Raw genomic sequence first — 18,159 nt, 5'->3', positions numbered from 1 at the left:
TTAACTGACATTGTGTCTACAGATATTGCCTTTAGTCAACATTAGCGGCGCACTACTTGTGGTTTACCAAAACGGAGACTGCAATGACGCGCTTCACCTATATCTATGATACCTATTGCGGCTGGTGCTATGGTGCCGCCCCGGTGATTGATGCGCTGATAGAGAGCGGTGCTGAAGTTACCGTCATGCATCGCCATTTGTTCCAGGGCGCACATGCATATCGAATGGGCGATGGCTTTGGTCGAATGGCTTTGGAATACGATCGGCGTATCGAACAGCTAACCGGCCAAGCGTTCAGTGATGCTTATGTGCAGAACATTCTGGGAAACCCGGACGAAATGCTGGATTCCAGCCTGACCGCATACGCCGCAGCTTTGGTTCATGATCAGGGCGCTAGCGCTGAGATGAAGCTGGCAAATGTTTTGCAACGGGCGCGTTATGTCGCCGGTGTTTCCGCAGGTAACAGCGAAGCGGTTCGTAGTGCCCTGATTGAATTCAGCGTGAACCGTTCGTTGGACGAAGGCAGAAGCCTCGCCCGGCAGATCAGTACGGACGCTGCAAATTTGCAATCACGGTTCGGGTCGCAAGGTGTCCCGACTCTGGTGATGCAAATCGACGGCGGAACAACCCAAGTCGACGTCTCAACCTACTACCACTTTCCTGAAGAGATCGCGGCATTGGCCGCATAAATGCAAGGAGCATCCCTATGAAGACGATCCTCACTTCTGCAGCAGTCATGCTGCTGTCCACCGCAGCCTTTGCGGCTGATCTCACCATCACGGCCTTCAGCCCGAATGAAGGCAGCCTGTTCCCGGTCTCATCGAACCTGATCGAAGGTCCGAATGAGGTGATCCTGGTGGACGCCCAGTTTGAAAAGGACGATGCCCAGCAACTGGTTGATATGATCAATGCGACGGGTAAATCCCTGACGACCGTCTTTATCAGCCACAAGGATCCTGACTTCTATTTCGGGTTGGATACGATCCGTGCAGCTTACCCGGATGTCAAAATCGTCGCGACACCTGAGACCGTCAAAGGCATCGAGAAAACCATCCAGCTCAAATACGATTTCTGGGGCCCGATCTTGGACGCGAACGCCCCATCCGAATTGATTGTACCTGAGGTTCTGGAAGGCGACAGCCTGACGGTCGATGGTGAAACCGTGCAGGTGATCGGCCTCGATGGGCACGATCCGGTTCATACATTCCTGTGGGTGCCTTCGGAAAAAACTGTGCTGGGCGGCGTTGTCCTTTATGAAAACGTGCATGTCTGGATGGCCGACAACCAAACCCCGGAAAGCCGCGACAGCTGGCGTGCAACGTTGGATCAGCTTCTTGCGCTGAACCCCGAACGGATCATCCCGGGTCATGTCATTGGGGGCAGCGCAGAAAACGCAAGCATCGTTGACTTCACCAAAGAATATATTGCCGCGTTCGAGGCGGCCGCGGACAAGGCGGGAGATTCCGCAGAATTGATCGCCGCGATGCAGGCTGCCTATCCCGACTTTGAGAACGTGAGCGATCTGGAGCTAAGCGCCCAGGTTATCGAAGGAGAGCATTCCTGGCCGTAAGTCTAAACCGGCATCAGAGGCCGTCCAATTCGGTCTCTGTATTACGAAAGGGGCGCTGGCCCACCAAATCCGGCGCCCAATCACCAACAGTTCAAAACTCAGTTTGCTGTGAACTACACCGCATTTGCCGCGACGAAGAGAAGAAATTTCATGTCTTGCAAGTTCACGAATACCAAGATTACGCAATACGGCATCATTGGTGCTGTCCTGTTTGCGTTCGTTTCGGCGACAACATTTGCCGTCAATGCTCAGGAGCAAAACATGACTCCATTGGAAATTGTCAAAAGCACCTATGAGGGCGAAACCTCCGAAGATAACGGTCGCAACCTTCAGGCGCATTTGGCTCCTGATGCCAAATGGACCGAGGCAGCGGGTTTTCCCTAGCCACCATTCATTCACGTTGCGGCTAAGGTCTGTTGTGAGCCCAAACTAACGGATGCTGCTACACGCACGAAAGGCGGCTTACAAGCGCGGTATGCGATGCGATTAATAACTCTGATCAATAGGTCAAAGAGACAACATGATCGATCAAGAGCAATGAAAAAGAGTCTCGCTACTTATGAAAAGCTGATTAACCAGCGAGGGTTGCCGGGTGTATTTGTGAAACCCGTACGCGCGGATTGGTGTGGTCACGAAATGGCGGATCGTGACAAAAAAATCGCCCTATTGATCATCAAGGAGCTTCGGATGAGATTTGCAGCGTCACATCTTCACGAACCAAAGATCCTGATACAGGGGTGCGGTGCAAAGATTTATCCCGGTGAAGCCATAGAACGGACCTCTAGTCTGACTGATCAGTCATAGATTTCTACCGACAGCGCATCCATCGCATATGAGGTTTCGATATTTGCCTGGCCGTCCACGTAATTGAGTGACTGGGACCTGCTCAGTGCCCGCATTTCCCCGCTTATCCAGACAGGCTTATATAACTCGTCGATTTCGAAGCCTTGTTCGTATCGCACATAAACCATCTGATTGGCTGGAGGTGGTGGTGTGTGAATGCAGGCTCCAACTGTAGGAACCAGAAGGAATTCGACCGCCTTCTGGTCGACAATATCCAGGGGAAGGAGATAGCCGGGAAGACGCACGTTCTCGCCCAAAAGGTCAAGGTTCGGTTCGCGCGCGGCAATCAACCGTTGGTTCATCACAATTTCGCGTTGTTCAAACAACCAATCTGGGTCAAGGCCTTGAGATACGAGGTCTTCGCGGATCTGAAACGCTTCGGCGCGCTTCTCGTCATCCGCAGTGTCCGCATGCAGAATCTCAATCCGATAAAGCATGGCCAACGCATTGACCTGAGAATATTCTAGGGTGGCAAAAGGATCGTGGTAAGGCCGCTCTTCAGGAAGGAGATCCTGCCAACTTATGTTGCGCGGATCCGCTGCTAGAAGAGGCCCCGCAATCGCAAAGGCGAATAAGATATTCAGAAAATGCGCAATGGTCTTCATTTCAGCGGATCCTTTTATTCAAAGCCGCACCGACAGTCCGTCTGATAGCGTCATACGGTACACCCTTAACGCAGGTATAATACTGGCAAGAAGACCAGAGCAGAAAACTAGGGCTATGAGAAGAACCTCGCGAAAACTCGGCAGGCCAACACCGATGCGAAGCCCAAAATTTGCGGCAAGAAGCGGATCTATCACGAGCGTGAGAGCGCTGAGCGCGATTACTCCAAGCACGATGCCGGCCGACAACAATAAAACGGCTTCAAGCAAGATCAGGGAAAAGACGCCGGCTGGTGCTGCGCCCACGGATCGAAGGATCGTAAATTCACGCCGCCGGTTGTCGAGTGAAGCAGACAACATGACCACCATGCCGATCATTCCAGCCACTGCCACAGCGCCTGCCATCAGACGCAGAGCAGTCTCGGCCGTACTGGTAATCGACCAAAGCTGCAACAGCGCAACATTAGGAAGAACAGCGGTCAGTGCCTCGTCGCGATGATCTGCCAGTTGCCGTTGAATTGAAAGCACCGCCGTCTTCTCCTCAAGTCCGGCAAAAATCGCGTTGATGGTCCCTGGTTCATGATCATGGCCACCGTGATCGTGCCCGCCAGAGGTCCTGGCAGCTTCCGCCTCGTCTTCATGGTCGCTTTCATGGACATCACTGTCGTCATGATCCTGATGCCCTTCTTCGTGCTCGTCAGGCTCGCCGTGCTCCGCATAGTCATCGTCTTGTCCATGGCCGTCGCCGTGATCCACATGCCCGTCCGCAAATTCGCTGTCTGCGTGATCTTCGCTAGGGGAATGCTCGGTGTCATGGCCTTCGTGTTCTTCGGCGACTTCAGGTGCATCGACCAAAACAAACGGGTCCGCACCCTCTGATGCAGGTTCTTCGTGTAAGGCGTCAAAACCCTCGAGCGAGACAAAAACCATTCGGTCAACGGCCGTCCCGGTATGCCCCAGCACGCCGGTCACTGTGAAAGGCGCTTCGTCGTGAACATCAAAGGCGACTTCCCCTGAGCCATGGGCATTCACGATTTCAGTACCTGACGTGTACCCGAAAGCCTGAGCAACTTTTGCTCCAATCACTGCGCCATCTGGAGACTTAAACGGAACACCTTCAGCAAATATCAGCTGCTGGCCGCCACTATGACGAAAGTGGTCAAAATATTGCTCGGACGTTCCGATCACGGGATATCCACGGTGGTTGTCACCCATCATGATCGGCACTGTCCAGCTTACCTGGGGCAGATCTTCGATCATCTCGTAGCTGTCCCAGCTGATACCAGCGCCTGTTGTGCCTACACCAAAAACCGTTGCCATCAGGATCTGCACATCGTTTCCGCGTGCCGCAATGATCAGGTCGATACCTGATGCAGAGTTGGCAAAACCCGCTCGTGCCTCTGTTCGCAGTCGTTCAACGCCAACAATCAAAGCCACGCTCAAGGCAATGCTAAGAACAGTCAACGCAGCGATAAAGCGGCGATTGAGAAGGCTTTTATAACAAAGATTGAACATCACGTTTTACCTGCGTTCAGCATCGGCAAGTCAACGCTCCGATCGAAGTGTTTTTCCAGGCTGCGATCATGGCTGACAAATAACAAACTCGCCCCTGATGCTTTGCATTCCTTCAACAACAACTGGACAAACGTGTCTTTCGCTTCCTCATCCAAAGCCGAGGTGGGTTCATCCGCCAAAACTACTTCAGGCGCCCCTATCAGAGCACGCGCCGCCGCAACGCGTTGTTGCTGCCCAACACTCAGTGCGCTGGCAGGTCGATTGATCAGCTCAGCATCCTCGAGACCCAGCTCACTTAGCAACCGTGTTGCGGTAGCTTTGGGGTCTGGCCCCGACCGATTGCGCCGTTGCGCTGAAAACCGGCAGGGCAGCAACGTGTTTTCAAGCGCACTGAGCCAAGGCAAGAGATTAAAGACCTGGAAAACAATCCCCAAATGATCCACGCGAAAACGGTCACGATCACCTCCGGCCAAAGCCCCGACATCCGTGCCTGCAACGCGAACCGCGCTTTGCGGTACATCGATCACGCCAGCAATTGCCGAGAGCAACGTGGTCTTACCGCTGCCACTGGGGCCTCTCATAAACACGCTTTCCCCAGCCTCAAGATCGAAGCTATCGACTGAGAGAACCGGGTCAGGTTGACCGGGCCACCGAAACACCAAGGATTTGAGTTCGACAGTTTTCATTGATGACACAGATGCTTTGGCTTGGTTTTTCAAAGATAATTGAGCTTTTTAGTGATCCAGAAAAGGATCTCTGCCAAAACACCAATGGCTCCGGCTTTGTCTGTCTTGACCAAAGCTGTTCCTGACGTTCCAAATTGCAAGGAATTACTTTCTGCATCTGCAGGTAGTTCAACCAATACGATGTAGCTGGATATCCCGGCTAGTTCGCGCAATGAGGGAAGACCTGATCTTAGATCAACAGTACCTTCGACAGTTCCGACCGGAAAATCGGAAATACGGCCGGTAATTTCTCCACCGGGTTCCGTTCTAAAAGCAAGCCGGATTTCATCACCGACCGAAACATTAGCGCGACTAGATTGGGGCAGAGTAGCAATTACTGCATAGTCCCCAGGTTTGACAAAAGTTATTGCCCCTTGTAGCGGAGTGGCGCGGTTACCTGGCCGTAGTGATACAGCCGTGACAACGCCGTTTCCCGGCGCTTTTACAACTGTTTGCTCTAAATCCCAAAGAGCTTGCGCAAGTGTCTGCTCGGCCTCCACGACACCTGCGTCACGCCCGTCGATCTTCGCGGCGATACGCCGCTCAAGGCTTGTCTTCCGGGCTTCTGCTGCGCGGATATTCGCGGTCAACTGGTCGATGGTTGAGACAGCTTCTTGCAGTTGGAACGTGGTTGATGCCCCGCGTTCTTCCAAAAGGATGATGTCATCACGACGCTGAATTCCGAAAGTCAACTGAGCAGTCAAGGATTCAATCTCGGCCTCGGCAGCTGATAAATCTGATACCAGTTGGTCGGCAGATGACTTTGCAGTTTCCAAGACAGCTTCGAGCCGGGAAACCTCGGCTTTGAAAACCTCATTATCTATCCGAAATAGGGTCTCGCCCTTTGCGACTTCCTGGTTTGGCTCCACAACGACTTCTGTAATCGTGCCCGCCACGTTCGGAGCAATATTCGTTGAAACACCCTGAATGGATACCGGGCCAGTCGGAGTTGTGTGGTTCAGCGCACCGATGACCACCAGAGCGATAACAGCGGCTACACCGTAAACTAGAGTTTTCCAGAATCCATTCCAGGGGAGAAGGTGAAACTTGGAAAAGACCAGCCAGACTATTCCAAAGTAGAGGCCAAGTACGATTAACAAGACTTCATTCCTTCGTGATGTTTCCAGAAAAGCTCGAACGACCACCCGAACTTACGAGTGATCGCCCTGTTTGTCATGATGACTTAGTTGTCACCTTGCTCTTCCAACACTTTGCGGTTGGCTTCACGATGGCGCCACGCCGCGCCCATACTCTCCTTCAGGTTTTCGGGAAGCGCTTCCAGAGGAACAACAAGATCGTCATCAACTGGCCACTCGGTCAGCAGCTCAGGATGATATCCCTCGGGATAGTACAGCTTAGGATCGATCTCCATATTGCGCACGTAGGGTTCTTGAATGTCTTCGCGCCGATGGGGTGGCTTCGGCACGATCAATTGACCATTGCTAAAGTCAAACTGCGGCGCACGTGAGTTTGGAAACTCGGGCAATATGCCTTCGCGAACCCATATCTGATCTTTGGTCACATTCACTACGATGCCGTCTGGCGCGCCAAAGTGATAGGGACCCTTCCAGTGCTCGCGGATTTCCGCGACGGTTTCTTCAATCTGATAGGGGTCATAGCTCATGTGCGTATTCATCAAAAGCCGGGGTTGCACCAGATTGGCAATGTAGCCAGCAGCATAGCTGGGTGTGTGATGAGTATCGACTGTGTAACGCCCCAGAAATGGCGGCACGCCCTGAACACCAGATGAGATTTCGATGATTTCCTGCTGCTGTTCCGTGACGAAGACATCACAGCCTTTGGCAAAAGGAATATCGATCATGTTGGGTCGACCGTCACCTGTCCAGATGAAGCACATGCCATTCCAATCCATCCGGTATCCAGACGCACCGTCCTTGGCATGGCTTCTTTGCCAGTGTGTGACTTTGACCCCGTCTTCATCATAGATCACGCCGCCATTGTCACGGAAATCAAATTCGTTGACTTCTATGTCCCAACCTTTGCCAACGGGAAAGACGCTGAACGCATCCCGGTGCCAGCCGGTCATCATTTTCATGCCTTCTACCATCGTTGCAGTGCCGTACTCCTTGGTGCGGCCGGATGGGCCATGGACCGTCAACTGCTCGTGCCATCCACCTGCCCAGGTTCCGAACATCCACAGATACGGCAGCCCACCAAAGTGGTCTACGTGCAGGTGCGTGATGAATACATCGGTAATTTCATTCAGTGCATATCCACTGGCAATGATGTTCGCTGGTGAGCCCTCACCAATGTCAAACATGAAAATCTTACCGTTACCCAGCTCAACAAGAATCGCCGTGTTCATTTGCCCAGGGCGAATGAACGGAGCAGATCCCATGAAGATAATTCTCATCTCGTTGGGCTGTACATCTTCGGTGCGTGGGAACCAGTTTGCCGCACTTTTCAACCACGGTTGAGGAGAGATGCCCTCAAAGGTCAGACCCTCTTTCCAACGTCCCATTGGGACGCCGCCAGTCAGTGCGGCCTCAATATCTTCTTGGGATGAGGGCTCCTGTACCGGAGGAGCCTGACCGAACGCATTTGTGGCGAACAATGTCGCTGCGACGGCGAGTGCGCTGAGTGACTTAATTGACTTCCTCTGTCTGTTTTGCAGCATATTTTCAGTCCTTTGTTCGAGCCTGGGTGAATATGGGAACCACTTCTGAAATGGCTTTCGGGACAATCTCTGAATTGGTAAATCGAGAGAGATGCTCGGCGATTTCCTCGGCTAGCCCGTCTAGGCTTTCGGTGACAGGATCGATCAGACATGGTGACGTCTGCTCATTGACCTTCCGGGCCCTCTCCAACTCGGTTGAGAGCAACTCGAAGTCACCGCAAAGTGCCTCGAATCCATGATGGTTCTTTCGCATGACTCGGATGCGGCTGATTTGGTCCGGAAAAGCGAGCTCTAGTAAGTTGATGTCCGTCATTGCCCTGGCGCCTAGTCCATCTCTAGGCACCAGGCTGAGGGCACATCGCGCAGCGCGGAAGGGTTACACCGTGAAATTAGGGTGACATTCAAATATTCATTTGACAGTATGGAGTTGAAAATACAGAGAAACTTGAAGTTTCAGATGCCCGACAGAGAATTGACCCTTGATCCGGAACGTCACGCGACCCGTGTGAAGTACGCGCTGGACCAGGTATTGGCGAGTGACATGTTTGGCAAGGCGGAACGCCTTCGGAATTTTCTGAGCTACGTTGTCGAAGAGGCCATTGCGGGTAGATCCGAGGCTATTCTTGGCAAAACAATCGCTCAGGATGTTTACTTCAAGAGTTTTGCCAGTGATGACGGCCACATTAACGTTGTTCGTGTGGATGCGGGGCGGTTACGGCGGAAACTTCAGCAGTACTATGAAACGGCAGGTGCTGAAGACGATCTGCGCATTCACATTGATAGCGGCGGCTACGCGCCTTGGTTCGAGGACCGCTCTGGTACAATTCAGAGCAATGTCGATCACACGCCATTCAGGCCAGGATTACCCTGGCTGATTGGCATCCCTGCTGTCACCATAGCGATCATTGCTCTTGCTTACATCTTGGGCGGGCGCATGGAACAGATTGTTGATCTAAACCCAAAGACATCCGCGCGCTCACTTGAGCGACAGGCTCTATCCGCTAAATCACCCGCTGCAGTACAGGCGTCAAACTACTGCGATCAAGCTCGGGGCCTGCTCTTTCCAATCGCAACTATCGATAACCAGATCCTGGCCAGCGACATATTTAGAATGGCAATAAATGAGGCTCCCGATTTTTACTGTGGATATGCCGGATTGGCCCATAGTCTGGGAACCCAGGCTCTACTAACGCGAAGCGAGGAAGAGCGTGACGCGCTGATACTGAATTCAGGACAAATGGCACAGAAAGCTGTGGACATTGCGCCCTCAAACGGCTGGAGCCAATCGGCAATGGCATGGGTATCTTATGTTTCTCGCGACTATGACAGAGCTTTGGAGTATTCAGCACTCGCCCAGTCGCTTCGACCCAATGACGGAAACGTTCTGGACTTTCGCGGCGTGATACTACTGGTTATGGGTCGCTTTGAAGAAGCGTATGACGTCAGCGACCCAAGCCACCCCAGAGAGATAGGAAGTCATCGGTTTGCCCACAGGAACATTCACGCGGTTGCAAGTTTTCACATCGGTGAGTTTAGGGAAGCAATCGCATCTTTGAAATTTGCGAGTGACAATGGTGACCCCGTCAGTGCACTGTCTTTGGTATTTTTGGCGGCTTCCTATCAAAGGTTGGGCGCGTCCAAAGAGGCACATGCAACCTTGAATAAACTGAAACAGTCGTGGCCAGAGTTCAGGCCAGATCTTGTTCTAGCAGCATTTTATTCCAGTCCAAATCTATCGGACGAAGTGATTTCAGCCTTAACAGATGCGGGATGGCGGTTTTAAGATATTCCTTTTCGAGCCATGGTTGGAGACAGGCCCACGTACGTAAAGTGTGTTTTACCGCCAACACAAGCGAACATACCTTGGTAGTGTTATTGAACGCTGAAAGCGGTCATTGGAATTTGTTGTAGCTAACGGCGGAATTGTCCGCATTGCGGTCTTCGTCGATCCGGATTTCGACTGACGGGTTTCGCGAGCGCTGCATGAATTGCAGCGTCATAACAAACCGCGTACGTCGCAGTATGGGTGTTATGTGAAGCGATCTCTGGTTGAATCTTTACCCACCCTGGCTCTCATCACTCCAACGACCCAAATCATAGTTTCCGTGTTTCTTCATACGACGTATGAAAACAAGGTAGTTTCTGCGTTCGCCACGTGGCAGATTAGCGGCAACAGGCAGCTTCGCTGTCTGACCTGCAAATCAGCTCTGATTTTCCGAAAGGGAAGTCAGATCAAACCAAACTGTCTGCGGGAGTATGAAATGGTGCGGCGTGTTAGTTGATGACGCAAAGATCAAATTCAACTGATGTCCAACTTTGGGGGCGCCATCCGATGTCGAAAGTTCACTGCTTTTCTGGTCCAACTGTGGCGGTTGGGTCTGGTTCGTGCGACGTTCAACAGATATGTGGAACATCACTGATCTTTGACTCAATCGGCCGCCAAAACCTCAAGAAACGAACAAATCGCGTCATTCAATTCTAACCCAAACGTCAAGCATTTCTGACCCAGCACGAAGAGCGGCCACTCATCAACGCTGCGGCTTAGGCCTCAATTGAGCCCAAAGTGCAACTTGCTGCACTGTGCATCAATCTCGGCAGTGCACAGAAAGCTGACCTTTCAAACCTCGGCGGACGATCATAGCAAACATTTGCCGAGACCTTTTGGAGCAATCGCTATTAGGAACTGGCTGGACAAGCTATTGATCACAATTTGCTGTTCTGCCGAAATCTCGCGCCTGTTGCGGGTCGCTTTGATTGCAAAGTCAGGCGATGGTCACTGTCCCGAATTGGTTTTCGCGATACTGCAAAGCAGATCAACATGTCGATCCAACCAATCCTCGTTCAGTGCTTCGTGACGTATGAGTTTGCGGAAATAAGGTGCAGCCACTGCTAGTTCTATAAGCTGATCAACCGGAACGTCGGCGGTGATCTCACCGCGACCTATTGCGGCTGCAAATACTGCTTCAACACTTGCGAACCTGTCTTTCATAAATTCAGTGATCACCAACCGCGCTTCTGCATCGGTGGACGCAGCAGCGACCACCTGTGGCGCGATTTGGCCCCATGGTGTGTCATTCAAAGCTCCCATCAGTATTCCGAGTAACCAGCGCAGGTCAGATCGCAGCGGGCCATCGGTTTTGGGCGGTATGTTCGGCGGTGTTGCGATGCGCCTGAATGCTGCATCACGCAGACTGCGCGCATCTGGCCAGTGCCTGTAAAGTGTGCTGCGCGAAATGCCCGTTGCCTTTGAAACTGCGCCATGAGTTACGTGCAGCACGCCTTCATCCATCAGTATCTTTTGCGCCGCATCAAGTGCGGCCTGTCGTGTGGCGATCAGCCTGGGATCTTCTTTCAATCGCCCCTCCTATAGAACATATTGTTGCATAGTAGAACATTTTGTACTAAAAGTATGGCCAGCTAAAAACTAAAGCTCAATACTCAATTCCGCGAACTCGTCTTGTCAAAATGGGAGCGTATCAATGTTCAAAGTGGCAGCAACCCCGCTGGCGGTACTCTTATCGATGGGCGCGACAACCGCGTTGTCCGAGAGTGGTACTTACGAGCTGGATCCTGGACACAGTCAGGTCTTGTTCAGCTACAACCACATCGGGTTCTCAGAAACATTTGGAATGTTCTCAGGTTTTAGCGGCGAGATTGAGTTCAATGAAGACGATCCGTCTGCGTCATCTGTCACAGTGTCTATGCCTGTAAAATCCATGATCACGGGCTGGGATGCCCGTTTGCAACACTTCATGTCCGATGACTTTTTTAGCGCGAGTGACGGTGACGTGGTCACATTCGCCTCAACCAGCATTGAAGTGACCGGGGACAATTCCGCGAATATTTCTGGCGACCTGACCATGAATGGCGTCACCAAACCTGTTGTTCTGGAAACAACGCTTAACAAGTCAGCGCCATACCCTTTTGGCGAAAAGGAGGGCACGCCGACCGTGGGGCTGGCAGCGACGGCGACTATCGTGCGGTCTGAATTCGGACTTGGGGCCTTTGCACCAGCGGTCAGCGACGAAATAGAGCTCTTGATCAATATCGAAGCGTTAAAAGCTGAATGATGTGTGCAGGGGCACCGATACGGCGCTGAGCACTCAATCTTTACTTTTGACGGGCTGACAACAAAATGAATGTGTTCCTGAGGCAACTGGCGGTTGCAACGACAGCACTGGCTTTAACGTGCCCTTTGGCATACGCGCAAGAGCGCTCCTTACCGGAGCGCACCTCGCCCCGTCCTGAAACAACAAGCGGCGTACCGCATACTCAGATTGGTGTCGAAATTGATGCCGATTTGTCCCGGCTATTGCTGGAGCGTGTTGCGCAATTCCCAGGGGTCACACTTGGCCCAACACGCATATCATTACCTGGCGCGATTGGCTTTCAGCTTGATCCTGACATGTTGTTGTCTCAACCGAACTCTATCGTCGGTGGGTTTGAGTTTGCGCATATGCATCCTGATGGCAGCTTGCACGCTTCGCTGCACCCCGCAATGGCGCGGCAGGCAATTGAGGCTGGTTGGGCCGCTGCACACCCTTGGGCCAAGCAACGTCCTGGGTGGAGCGGCTTTGTGATGATATACACACCGACCACACCAGAAGAGTTGGATGTCGTCATCGATCTGGTCGAAAGTTCGTACACCTTCGTCACCGGCAACACCTTGGGTTAAGCCTGTTTTGCCCGAAAGTTTGCGGTGACGCCTGCTTCCTTTAAGAGTGCTGTTTCAGCCGCCTTGCTATTAGCGGTCAAATTCTCTCGTACATTGTCGCCGTGACGAAGCGCTCGATACGTTCAAGCCATTCGCATCAATGGTAGCTCCCGTCCCGCGCAGTTGAATTAGCAAAGCTCAGCGTCGAAGGTCCGCTTCGGGCTGTTCTGCTGACCTACGGACTAAAAATGCGAATGGCCGCAAAGTTTGCGTCTTGCTTGTTCATGCGGCGTTCAGCGAAAGTCGATCCATATCAGACCCACCCTTGGCGCAGATCGCGGCGAAGGTGCCAGGAGAGCCCTGAATACCTCATGCTGCGCAAGCGCTGAATGACGGGTTTCTCGCGATCATTTACCGGGGCTGCAGTTGGGCAAATTGTCGAAATTCTCTGGTGACAAGTTCACCTAGCGAGCAACACGACACACTATCCGCAGCAGCCATCGCCCAGCTGAATTGGTGGGCAGGGAATGGTGGCAAAGGAACAGTAGACACAACAGTCGCCTTCCAACGGCTTCAAGACTGTTCTGCATGACTTGCATTCATAGAACCACTGGCAGGCATCCGTAGGCATTTCTTCAGTTTCGCTGTGCCCACATTTTGGGCAAGTCAGCGTGCTTTCAAGCACAACAGTTTGTTCCGTCATTGTCTCACATCTGCATAATCAGAAAATCGTTGATCCGAGCCTCATAGAATACGACGACCCAAGCCCAGCCGGTCATCACGGTCGTCCCCAAAAGCCACCATTTCAACTGCTTTTGGGAACCGTGTTGGTAAGATACCAGCCAAGATACCGCGACGAGCGCGGTCGAAATTGCCAACACGTAGTAGCTAGCCGCTGCGAATTTCCCAAAGATTGCCAGCCAACTGCCGCCCAATCCCAGCAGCATCATCGTCATGGGTAATACACAGCAAGTCGCCACGCCAAGTGCTGACAACGATCCTATATAACTAAGTTTGAGCACCCTCTGCATTTTCGTTTTCAACGGTCCTTTTGCGCGGAGTTGTCTAAGCTACCCTGTCTCGTATAACTTCTGTAGCCACTACAGGATCAAGGTGGGAAGTCTCACATGTTTGCGATTGGGGAAGCATCCCGGCAAAGCGGTGTCGGCATTGAAACGATCCGCTACTACGAACGCGAAGGGATCGTTCCTAAACCGGAACGCGCTTCAAATAATCGGCGGATGTACTCCAGGCAGGATATTGGACGGCTTCGGTTCCTAAAGAAATGCCGTGAACTGGGCTTTCCGCTTGCCGATGCGAGGACGCTCCTCGAGCTATCTGAAAGCGATGGCGATGATTGCCAATCTGTCAAGGACTTGGCTGAACAGCACGTCCTGAATGTGCGTGAAAAGATAAAGGAACTTGAGCGTTTGGAAGCGGCGTTGACTGAACTCACAGCCAATTGCGACAGCGGGAATGTTTCCTGCCCTTTGCTTTCTCAATTGCGTACCGGGTAGTGGAACATCGGGTGTTGCGCGACCCTTTGGTACGCTCGTTGTGTTCGCTCAGCATCCGGGGTAGCCTCGCCACGTGACGTACCTTCGGCCAATAACCACGACACTTCTTACGGTTTGCCTGATCCTTGTTATGGGGCTTGGGAACGTCGCGCATGCTCTAGCTAGTGAGTGCGTTGGCGGGCATTGTATTGATCACATGGCCACAAGTGTTGAGGTGCAACACGCTAACCACGAGTTGGTCGCTCCTAGCGAAGACAGACAGCATGAACCGGACAGCGCAGCACATGAAGGATGCAATCCTTTCCTGTGCAATGTTCTCGCGCTCACGGCGCAGGATTTCCAAACCACACCCAACCGATCCGTGATTGTAGCGGTATGGCAGGCCTCAAACCTCTCCACGCTTAATGAACCGGGCAACCCGGACAGACCACCTAACTCTTGAAACAGGTTTCCGACGTTGTTCATGGCAGTGAACACGTTCCGGTGTGCTGCGATTTGTTTGCGGCACCACTCTGTTACATAAGGTTAGGACCAGTATATGAACCGAAAATATCTCCTGATTGGCACATGCGCCGTGGTAGCCATCGCTGCCTATATCACCCTACGTCCCGCCCCTGTTGAGGACGCAGCGCAATCGGCACCTACCGAGGCCAATGCAATGGTGACAATTCAGATGCCGCCTATCGAAGGAAATGCGGCCATCGGGCAGCGCATATTCGAAAACGCGTGTTCCGCATGCCACGGCAGCAACGCGGTAGGCGTTGAAGGCGCAGGGCCACCGCTGATCCATGTTATCTATGAACCCAGCCATCATGCAGACGAGTCCTTTCAACGCGCGGTCGCAATGGGCGTCAGAAGCCACCACTGGCAGTTTGGCAACATGCCTCCGGTTGAAGGCTTAACCCGCGGTGACGTGGCTATGGTCATCGACTATATCCGCGAAATCCAGCGCGCTAATGGAATAAACTGAGGAATACCCCAATGAAAACGCTCAGCATAGTTGCATTGATCTCCACACTTGTCACAAGCGCTTTTGCCCATTCGAGCGTGGACACCACCACACCCGAAAACGGCGCGACAGTTGCCGAAGTGCCCTCTGAGATCAGTTTCAATTTCGCGGATGATATTCGCCTGACAAAAGTCAACATGATCCACCAGGAGGCACATACCGTCACACTCGATCTTGGAGGCCAGACAAGTTTTGGCCGCGCATTCGCGCTCCCGCTTCAAGGCATGGGCGAAGGCACGTATCGCATTGAATGGCGGGGCTTGGGTGCGGATGGGCACGCCATGCAGGGCGAATTCACCTTCACAGTGGACTGAGCATGCCCGATATCTGGGGAATAGGCGCGATTTTGTCCAAGCTGATGCTGTATGTCGGCATTAGTGGTGCGACTGGTCTTTTGATCATTCGGGCTGCTTTTGCCGACTTGGTGTCGCCTCTGGGCGATAGGATGCGTAGTCAGATTGCTCTGTTGGCGGGGCTTGCGCTTGCGGGCTGTTTCCTGGGGTTCATGCTGCGCGGTGCAGCCTTGACGGGCGGAGCTGATGGTATGACCGATCCAGAAATGCTCGGTCTGCTGTGGCAGACCTCGGTTGGCGACGTTCTCGTCTACCGGGTTGTCGGGACGGTATTGATGATCTTCGGGATATTCATACCCCTAGTCGGCCAATGGATCGCGCTTGCTGGTGGAATGATCGCCCTGTGGTCATTCGCCCAGATCGGGCATGTCCCCGAGTTGGAGATAACTGGCGTCCGTTTGCTATTGCTCTTGCACCTTCTGGGAGTTGCGTTTTGGGTCGGTATCCTTGGACCGTTGCGTACCCTGTCGCAACAGCCAGAGTATTTAAACAACGCGGCCATGTTGGGGCATCGGTTTGGACAGGCAGCTTCGATCATTGTCCCTGCGTTGATTTTGGCGGGACTGCTGATGGCTTGGATGTTGCTGGGCGATATGCGGGCGTTAATGACAACGGGTTATGGGCAAACCCTGCTGATCAAACTTGCACTTGTGGGCGTGGTCCTGATGTTGGCAGCCGCAAACAAGCTCCGCTTCGTTCCGGCCATGCAGTCCGGGGATGATAATGCCGCCCGCCACTTGGCGCGCTCCATTGAAATCGAAACTGTGATCATTCTGATGGTCCTTGCAGCAACCGCAACACTCACCAGCGTTTTGACACTACCTAACTGAGGTATCCCATGAACGTGCGGGACTTTTTGATCATCCCATTTTTCAGCTTCGCAACGGGTGTAACTGCTGGTCACGAAATGGACGACCGGGATTTGACCAATGGGGAGACCCTCTACGCCGAACAATGCGCTTCTTGTCATGGCGTCAATCTCGAAGGGCAGCCGGATTGGCAGACGCCTGACAACAACGGCATTCTGCCTGCGCCGCCCCATGACGAGACTGGGCATACATGGCACCACGACAACCAGCTTCTGTTCGAGTACACCCGGCTGGGTGGCGAGGCGGCGCTGGCAGCGCGTGGCGTCGACGGCTTTGCAAGTGGCATGCCCGGATTTAGTGATACCCTCACCGATGACGATATTTGGGATATTCTTGCCTATATCCGTTCCACTTGGCCTGAACGTGTTCAGGAAATTCAAGCAGGCCGCAACCCAGCGCATGACTAAGAAAGGCAACTTCGCCACCTGGCGTTAAGGACATAGCCCCCATGTCGGGTTTTCATGAAAAAGCTTTGCGCGCACGTCTTTGAGTGAAGGTCGGTGATGCGAGATGCAATCGAAAGCGATACTGACAAGACCACTAACCTGCACATCTGGCAGGTCGGCCCGGGATATTTTTCAATCATCGTCTAGGTCGCTTCAATAGTTCCAAGATCACCAGACGAATGCAAGAGCCTGATAGGTGGAATTGACCGCGTGGCAAACACTACGGTAGAAGTCAACAAATTCGTGGCAGCCGCATAAAGGCTGTAATCACCGGGCTGACAGATGTGATGAAACAGGCTTACGTGCACATTCAGAGAGTTGGCTTGGCCGCCCTCTTTCTGGCGTTGGTCGTTTGGTCCGTAACACCATCATTCTCGCATGCACCGGCGATTATTGAGACGATCCAAGACCATGTTGAAATGGTCGAGGATCATGGCCATTCGCACGGGTTCGAAAAAGACCTCTTTTGGGCGATGCACGGCCATAGCCACGACGTGGCGGATCATGACCACAAGCAGCCGTTTCTCGCCAGTGTTTCAGGCACCGCACCTGAATGGCACAGGGACGAGGCATGGCGAAGGCTTACCTCAGACCGCGGCCCTAATCGTCAGTTCCGAATAGATCGACCTCCGCGAACTTGATCGGCACCGCGCGGCTCACGCGCATCACCGATCAATCCAAATATTTAGCGGAGTTACTCCATGAGAACCTTCCATAAAGGCGTCAGACGCAATTCTAAACGTCTCGCGTTCTTCGTCCTGTCCATGTTGCTGCTATCGCCCAGCGCAGCATTGGCGCATGATGTTACGCCCGGCGATGCTGGATACATCCAAGAAATCTGGGGCGTGCACATCATCCCCTTCATGTATCTCGGGGCTAAACATATGGTCACGGGCTACGACCACATCTTGTTCCTCCTTGGTGTCGTCTTCTTCCTCTATCGGTCGAAAGACGTTGCAGTCTACGTGAGCCTCTTTGCTATTGGCCACTCTATAACGATGCTCGCGGGAGTATGGTTCGGCTGGGGCATCAGCTCCTACATTGTGGATGCCATCATCGGGCTGTCCGTTGTCTACAAGGCGCTCGACAACCTAGGGGCCTATCAACGGTGGTTCGGCTTCCAGCCTAACACCAAGGCAGCGACTTTCATCTTCGGCCTGTTTCACGGCACCGGCTTAGCCACGAAAATACTGGACTACCAGATCGCACCAGACGGGCTGCTACCCAACCTCCTGGCATTCAATGTTGGCGTCGAGATCGGCCAACTTCTGGCACTCGCAGCGATCCTCATCGTCATGGGGTACTGGCGAAAGAGCGCCAAATTTTTCGAACAAGCCTACACCGTCAATGTCGTCATGATGACCATCGGTTTTGTGCTGATGGGATACCAACTGACCGGCTATTTCGTGGCCGCATAA

General features: G+C 52.9%; 22 protein-coding genes. 13 read left to right on the top strand and 9 right to left on the bottom strand.

The genetic code is table 11. The features are described from left to right. Positions 1-83: 83 nt before the first annotated feature. From AC2FJE_RS09100 to AC2FJE_RS09090, 3 genes are all read left to right on the top strand, one after another. Complete coding sequence (locus AC2FJE_RS09100; RefSeq protein WP_496755638.1) at positions 84-689, top strand: DsbA family protein; 606 nt, start codon at positions 84-86, stop codon at positions 687-689. 17 nt (positions 690-706) lie between these two features. Beyond that, a complete protein-coding gene (locus AC2FJE_RS09095; protein WP_496755639.1) occupies positions 707-1,570 on the top strand; it encodes an MBL fold metallo-hydrolase in 864 nt (287 codons plus the stop codon). A gap of 108 nt (positions 1,571-1,678) precedes the next feature. Beyond that, on the top strand, positions 1,679-1,954 hold the full coding sequence (locus AC2FJE_RS09090) for a hypothetical protein (protein ID WP_496755640.1): 276 nt from the start codon (positions 1,679-1,681) through the stop codon (positions 1,952-1,954). 410 nt (positions 1,955-2,364) lie between these two features. Here the strand turns inward: AC2FJE_RS09090 and AC2FJE_RS09085 are convergent, their stop codons facing one another. The 6 genes from AC2FJE_RS09085 to AC2FJE_RS09060 form a co-directional block, all read right to left on the bottom strand. Next, entirely contained in the window at positions 2,365-3,018 is a 654-nt protein-coding gene (locus AC2FJE_RS09085) for a DUF3299 domain-containing protein (RefSeq protein WP_271950326.1), read from the bottom strand. 18 nt (positions 3,019-3,036) lie between these two features. Beyond that, on the bottom strand, positions 3,037-4,530 hold the full coding sequence (locus AC2FJE_RS09080; protein WP_496760876.1) for an ABC transporter permease: 1,494 nt from the start codon (positions 4,528-4,530) through the stop codon (positions 3,037-3,039). Next, positions 4,530-5,216: an ABC transporter ATP-binding protein gene (locus tag AC2FJE_RS09075; protein ID WP_058274488.1), complete on the bottom strand. Its 687-nt coding sequence runs from the start codon at positions 5,214-5,216 to the stop codon at positions 4,530-4,532. The genes AC2FJE_RS09080 and AC2FJE_RS09075 overlap by 1 nt, the downstream gene beginning before the upstream one ends. A 29-nt stretch (positions 5,217-5,245) precedes the next feature. After that, positions 5,246-6,355 (bottom strand): HlyD family secretion protein, encoded by a 1,110-nt coding sequence (locus tag AC2FJE_RS09070; RefSeq protein ID WP_496755642.1) that lies wholly within the window; start codon positions 6,353-6,355, stop codon positions 5,246-5,248. Positions 6,356-6,438: 83 nt separating this feature from the next. Continuing rightward, positions 6,439-7,893 (bottom strand): guanitoxin biosynthesis MBL fold metallo-hydrolase GntH, encoded by a 1,455-nt coding sequence (gene gntH / locus AC2FJE_RS09065; protein ID WP_496760875.1) that lies wholly within the window; start codon positions 7,891-7,893, stop codon positions 6,439-6,441. A gap of 4 nt (positions 7,894-7,897) precedes the next feature. Continuing rightward, on the bottom strand, positions 7,898-8,206 hold the full coding sequence (locus AC2FJE_RS09060) for a hypothetical protein (RefSeq protein WP_282170053.1): 309 nt from the start codon (positions 8,204-8,206) through the stop codon (positions 7,898-7,900). An 81-nt stretch (positions 8,207-8,287) separates the two neighbouring features. Between AC2FJE_RS09060 and AC2FJE_RS09055 the strand changes: the two genes are divergently transcribed. Beyond that, positions 8,288-9,676 (top strand): tetratricopeptide repeat protein, encoded by a 1,389-nt coding sequence (locus tag AC2FJE_RS09055; protein WP_496760874.1) that lies wholly within the window; start codon positions 8,288-8,290, stop codon positions 9,674-9,676. A gap of 990 nt (positions 9,677-10,666) precedes the next feature. Here the strand turns inward: AC2FJE_RS09055 and AC2FJE_RS09050 are convergent. Continuing rightward, entirely contained in the window at positions 10,667-11,248 is a 582-nt protein-coding gene (locus AC2FJE_RS09050; protein ID WP_496755644.1) for a TetR/AcrR family transcriptional regulator, read from the bottom strand. Positions 11,249-11,372: 124 nt separating this feature from the next. Here AC2FJE_RS09050 and AC2FJE_RS09045 point away from each other — a divergent pair, with 124 nt between their 5' ends. Then, the gene (locus AC2FJE_RS09045) at positions 11,373-11,963 is read left to right on the top strand and encodes a YceI family protein (protein WP_496755645.1); all 591 of its coding nucleotides are present in this window, start codon (positions 11,373-11,375) and stop codon (positions 11,961-11,963) included. A 65-nt stretch (positions 11,964-12,028) separates the two neighbouring features. Further along, entirely contained in the window at positions 12,029-12,568 is a 540-nt protein-coding gene (locus AC2FJE_RS09040; RefSeq protein ID WP_496755646.1) for a luciferase domain-containing protein, read from the top strand. Between the two features lie 463 nt (positions 12,569-13,031). On the opposite strand, the gene AC2FJE_RS09035 is transcribed toward AC2FJE_RS09040, so the two are convergent. Beyond that, positions 13,032-13,250, bottom strand: coding sequence for a GDCCVxC domain-containing (seleno)protein (locus AC2FJE_RS09035; protein ID WP_496760873.1), 219 nt, complete (start codon positions 13,248-13,250; stop codon positions 13,032-13,034). A gap of 4 nt (positions 13,251-13,254) precedes the next feature. Continuing rightward, positions 13,255-13,503 carry a hypothetical protein gene (locus AC2FJE_RS09030; RefSeq protein ID WP_496755648.1) on the bottom strand — a complete coding sequence of 83 codons (249 nt, stop codon included), beginning with the start codon at positions 13,501-13,503 and terminating at the stop codon, positions 13,255-13,257. A 171-nt stretch (positions 13,504-13,674) separates the two neighbouring features. On the opposite strand from AC2FJE_RS09030, the gene AC2FJE_RS09025 reads away from it, so the two are divergent. The 7 genes from AC2FJE_RS09025 (at position 13,675) to AC2FJE_RS08995 (ending at position 18,159) form a co-directional block, all read left to right on the top strand. Beyond that, the gene (locus tag AC2FJE_RS09025) at positions 13,675-14,064 is read left to right on the top strand and encodes a MerR family transcriptional regulator (RefSeq protein ID WP_282120584.1); all 390 of its coding nucleotides are present in this window, start codon (positions 13,675-13,677) and stop codon (positions 14,062-14,064) included. 538 nt (positions 14,065-14,602) lie between these two features. After that, positions 14,603-15,034, top strand: coding sequence for a c-type cytochrome (locus AC2FJE_RS09020; protein WP_496755649.1), 432 nt, complete (start codon positions 14,603-14,605; stop codon positions 15,032-15,034). An 11-nt stretch (positions 15,035-15,045) separates the two neighbouring features. After that, entirely contained in the window at positions 15,046-15,387 is a 342-nt protein-coding gene (locus tag AC2FJE_RS09015; protein ID WP_496755650.1) for a copper resistance CopC family protein, read from the top strand. A 2-nt stretch (positions 15,388-15,389) separates the two neighbouring features. Further along, positions 15,390-16,256 (top strand): CopD family protein, encoded by an 867-nt coding sequence (locus tag AC2FJE_RS09010; RefSeq protein WP_282170062.1) that lies wholly within the window; start codon positions 15,390-15,392, stop codon positions 16,254-16,256. Between the two features lie 77 nt (positions 16,257-16,333). Beyond that, a complete protein-coding gene (locus tag AC2FJE_RS09005; protein WP_282170087.1) occupies positions 16,334-16,702 on the top strand; it encodes a c-type cytochrome in 369 nt (122 codons plus the stop codon). 326 nt (positions 16,703-17,028) lie between these two features. Continuing rightward, positions 17,029-17,382, top strand: coding sequence for a hypothetical protein (locus AC2FJE_RS09000; protein WP_282170063.1), 354 nt, complete (start codon positions 17,029-17,031; stop codon positions 17,380-17,382). A 123-nt stretch (positions 17,383-17,505) separates the two neighbouring features. Further along, positions 17,506-18,159 (top strand): HupE/UreJ family protein, encoded by a 654-nt coding sequence (locus AC2FJE_RS08995; protein ID WP_282120657.1) that lies wholly within the window; start codon positions 17,506-17,508, stop codon positions 18,157-18,159.

This window comes from Ruegeria sp. CDSC002 (assembly GCF_059610905.1).
This window is presented reverse-complemented; position numbering and strand designations above follow the sequence as displayed.